This window comes from Saliniramus fredricksonii, assembly GCF_900094735.1.
Lineage (GTDB): Bacteria > Pseudomonadota > Alphaproteobacteria > Rhizobiales > Beijerinckiaceae > Saliniramus > Saliniramus fredricksonii.
This window is the reverse complement of the sequence record NZ_FMBM01000001.1, coordinates 1,445,001-1,446,352: the sequence shown is the minus strand read 5'-3', so window position 1 is coordinate 1,446,352 and position 1,352 is coordinate 1,445,001. Positions and strand designations below refer to the sequence as shown.

General features: G+C 55.0%; 1 rRNA gene. It reads right to left on the bottom strand.

Annotation, left to right across the window (positions count from 1 at the left end):
• Positions 1-1,246: ribosomal RNA gene (locus tag GA0071312_RS20275) — 23S ribosomal RNA — on the bottom strand; the annotation flags it as partial.
• Positions 1,247-1,352: the final 106 nt, after the last annotated feature.

The following is a 1,352-nucleotide window of genomic DNA, read 5'->3' as shown; positions in this document are numbered from 1 at the left end:
ACTGATAACTGGTCACCAGATCCTAAGCTTCGGCTCGTGGCTTGAGCCCCGTTACATTGTCGGCGCAGGAACCCTTGTTTAGACCAGTGAGCTGTTACGCCTTTCTTTAAAGGATGGCTGCTTCTAAGCCAACCTCCTGGTTGTTTTGGGGTTCCCACATCCTTTCCCACTTAGCCACGAATTGGGGGCCTTAGCTGTAGGTCAGGGTTGTTTCCCTCTCCACGACGGACGTTAGCACCGCCGTGTGTCTCCCGCGCAAGTCTTCCAGGTATTCGGAGTTTGGTTAGGTTTGGTACCGTTGTGGACAGCCCTAGCCCATCCAGTGCTCTACCCCCTGGAGCATAAACGCGAGGCGCTACCTAAATAGCTTTTCGCGGAGAACCAGCTATCTCCGAGTTTGATTGGCCTTTCACCCCTAACCACAAGTCATCCGAGGCTTTTTCAACAGACACCGGTTCGGTCCTCCAGTGCGTGTTACCGCACCTTCAACCTGCTCATGGCTAGATCACTCGGTTTCGGGTCTGAAGCAACGAACTGAACGCCCTGTTCAGACTCGCTTTCGCTGCGCCTACACCTCACGGCTTAAGCTTGCTCGCTACTTCAAGTCGCTGACCCATTATACAAAAGGTACGCGGTCACCCAGGACAAACCTTGGGCTCCCACTGTTTGTAGGCATCCGGTTTTCAGGACTGTTTCACTCCCCTCGTCGGGGTGCTTTTTCACCTTTCCTCACGGTACTGGTTCGCTATCGGTCGCTAAGGAGTACTTAGGCTTGGAGGGTGGTCCCCCCATGTTCAGACAGGATTTCACGTGTCCCGCCCTACTCGTATCCCACACCTCCCTGAACCCGTACGGGGCTGTCACCCATAGTGCCCGACTTTCCAGACGGTTCCGGTTGAGAAGAATGTGAGCATTGGCCTGGTCCGCGTTCGCTCGCCGCTACTGACGGAGTCTCGTTGATGTCCTTTCCTCCGGGTACTGAGATGTTTCAGTTCCCCGGGTTCGCCTTTGACCCCTATGTATTCAGGATCAAATACCTTCTCATAGCAACCAGTAAACAGTAACCAGCCACCAGATCGCTCCGGCAACTGCCCACTGTTCACTGGTCACTGAAGGTGGGTTGCCCCATTCGGAAATCCCCGGATCAAAGCTCGTTCGCAGCTCCCCAGGGCTTATCGCAGCGTACCACGTCCTTCATCGCCTCTTAGCGCCAAGGCATCCACCAGATGCCCTTATCACACTTGATTGCTCTCATGATCCATACGCGCCGCCGCAAGGCGGTTCGTATCAACCAGAATTGTACGCGCGCCGCCGCAAGGCAGTACGCACACATCATATCAACCACACACGCC